6 protein-coding genes are annotated in these 2,537 nt (G+C 53.4%); all 6 read left to right on the top strand.

Going from position 1 to position 2,537, the window contains the following annotated elements:
- A partial coding sequence (locus PHH49_08850; protein ID MDD5489048.1) for a hypothetical protein occupies positions 1-566 on the top strand: 566 nt, incomplete at its 5' end.
- A 142-nt stretch (positions 567-708) separates the two neighbouring features.
- Positions 709-978 (top strand): hypothetical protein, encoded by a 270-nt coding sequence (locus tag PHH49_08845; GenBank protein MDD5489047.1) that lies wholly within the window; start codon positions 709-711, stop codon positions 976-978.
- A gap of 50 nt (positions 979-1,028) precedes the next feature.
- Positions 1,029-1,325 carry a hypothetical protein gene (locus PHH49_08840; protein ID MDD5489046.1) on the top strand — a complete coding sequence of 99 codons (297 nt, stop codon included), beginning with the start codon at positions 1,029-1,031 and terminating at the stop codon, positions 1,323-1,325.
- A 146-nt stretch (positions 1,326-1,471) separates the two neighbouring features.
- Positions 1,472-1,753 carry a hypothetical protein gene (locus PHH49_08835; protein MDD5489045.1) on the top strand — a complete coding sequence of 94 codons (282 nt, stop codon included), beginning with the start codon at positions 1,472-1,474 and terminating at the stop codon, positions 1,751-1,753.
- Between the two features lie 62 nt (positions 1,754-1,815).
- Positions 1,816-2,295: a hypothetical protein gene (locus tag PHH49_08830; protein MDD5489044.1), complete on the top strand. Its 480-nt coding sequence runs from the start codon at positions 1,816-1,818 to the stop codon at positions 2,293-2,295.
- 19 nt (positions 2,296-2,314) lie between these two features.
- Positions 2,315-2,537: hypothetical protein (locus PHH49_08825; protein MDD5489043.1), on the top strand; the 223-nt coding region annotated here is incomplete at its 3' end.

Genomic DNA, 2,537 nt, shown 5'->3' with positions numbered 1-2,537 from the left:
ACTACGAGAAGCTCATACCCGCCGAGGCGAACATCACCGCTCACCTTGATACGGTGGAAGCTGGTAAGGCGATTGCTTCACTCAAAGCCCTTGCCGACAGTAAGTCTTACCCGATAGACCTGCACCTTAACGGCGGTGTGGTGATGTCCAGCCCCGATGACAAAGGGGAAGTTACCATGCCAGCCGATATTGAGGGCGGGGAAGTGAGGGTGAGAATTGACGGCAGTTACCTCACCGAAGCCTTAAGAGCCTGCGGGGGCATGGTGGACTTCAAGCTCACCGATGGCAAGTCGCCAGTCCTGTTTGCCGTTGAAGGCTATCAACTGGTGGTCATGCCCATGCTGACAGGTGAAGCTAAGGCGGGGGACAAGGCGGAAGCCGAGCCAGAGGACACCGAGGCAACCGAGCCAGAGCCAGAAGCCGAGGAAGGCGAAAATACCGAGGGCGAGCAAGCCGAGGTTGAGGAAGCCGAAAAAGCCGAGGCGGTAGCCGAAGCGGAAGCAATCACCAAAGCCGAGAAGCCGAAGCGTAGCCACAAAAAGAAAGAGAAAGTAGCCGTAGCCTAAAGAACGCTTGACCAAACAACAAAGAAGCGCACATGAGGAGCGTAATAGCTCTTTTTGTGCGCTTTTTTTTGTAAGGGGGGTATTCCTGCCCTGTGCGGGAATATCCCCCTTATTTTTTGCGCTGAAAGGGGGTGAATAAGCATTGGAAGAAAAGGCAGTCAAGGAGTTTATAGTCAAGCTCAATAACGGCAAGACGGTCAACGTGACCTGGCATATCAACTACTTTGACCACGCTGACCATCTTGAATTGAGAGGGTGTATGACCAGCACCGGCTACCGCTCCGAGTTCATCAACAAAGCCGAGGGTGACGAGCTTGACCCCGAGATGGTAAGGGAACACGCCCGCAGGGTTGCCCAGGAGTGCTGGGAAGCCAACGAGCAAAAACACGGTGTCCAAGCCACGATGTTCTAGTGGTAGAGACTAAAACCTACAGGGCTATTTGTGCCCGGAAAGGAGAATTCATGTTTGCAGCAGTCAATACGGCTTTTCCCTTGGGCCAGCTGGTGATGACCATGGGAGTCAATGACCTGGTGGCCGACGATGAGGCGTTCGCCAAATTCGTTACTGATAGTCTGGCCCGCCACGTCAAAGGCGATTGGGGAGAGCTTGGCGACGAAGACAGAGTGGAGAATGACCTGAGCCTTAAAGAGGGCTTCCGTGTCCTGTCCGCCTATGAGTCAGAAGAACTGCCCAAAATCTGGATAATCACCGAGGCGGACAGGTCGGCCACCACAATACTATTCCCCGACGAGTATTAGCCCATTGACTCCGGCACTTAGCTCAGGTGCTAGGTGCCGGCGATGAGCGGGTTAGCGCTCAAATCTGAAGGGTTATCCATGCCCGGAAAGGAGGTGATTTTGTGCCTATCAAATGGAGTGGACTAAGAGTAATCGAGGCGACGGACATGGCGGAAGAGTATGTCAGCCAGGCAATCGAACCCCTGGATCAGGCCCGGCTGGTAGCTGAAGAAGCCGTCAAGATACCCAACCTGCCCGACTACATGAAAGACCGTATCAACCGGCTTATCGAGGAGCTGAAGCGGCTCACCGGCGGCGTTATCTACAGCCATGAAACACCAAGTTATTTGCTATCTGCCATTGAATCCATCCGCAGCAACATCCCCAAAGAAGCCCTGGAGCAAGAGAAGACTAGGGAAAGAGCGGGCAAGCAACCTGCTCTGGTCTAAGGCAATTCATTCAATTCCACAGGGCTACCTATACCCAAAATCTAAAGAAGGGAGGTTTGCGTATGTCAGGGCAACTTGACCTGTTCGAAGGAGTGAAGCTGGCAGAGCCGGAACCGCTCACTACGGTAAAACTGGGGAGGAAAGCAGCCCGGATACCGCTTCGAAAGCAACGCAGGAAAGCCATTGTAAGGCTCATGGAGATACTAGAGGAGCTGGAAGGGAAGGATATCCACATCGGCTCGTATGACGCCGGCGGCCGCCACTTCTGGCTGGATAACCTGAAACTACAACGGCTTCAGCTGGAGTGGCATCCCACCAGGTATAAAGACGACCAGAACTACATCCCCGGCGTCATTGTGCTATGGGGTAGCAGGTCGGCCTGTGTCCGGATATTCACCGATTACCTGGTAGCCGTCCGGGAGCAGGAGTATCAGGGCTATTGGCACTATCTGCTGGACTTCCGGAACGGCTTCTGGCAAAGCCAGATAGATAACTTCAGGTCACACTACTCCTGTTTACACATAACCAGGTTCAAGGACTAAAGAAAGGAGAAAAATACAATTGAACAAGACAGCAGAGAAAGGCATCTCCAATATCGTAGGATGCCTTACAGACCCTATTGTCGTCTTTCCGGGAGGGTGGGGAGATACCATCCCTGAATGGCTGAAGACTGCTATCACCCTAGAGAGAATGATGGGTGACATGAAAGAGCTGAAAGGGGAAGAACCGACCGGCACTGATGCCGAAGCGTGCGCCTATCTCATGACGGTTTCGCTGACCCAGC

This window comes from Candidatus Omnitrophota bacterium (assembly GCA_028715965.1).
In the GTDB taxonomy this organism is placed as follows: domain Bacteria; phylum Omnitrophota; class Gorgyraeia; order Tantalellales; family Tantalellaceae; genus JAQUQS01.
This window is presented reverse-complemented; position numbering and strand designations above follow the sequence as displayed.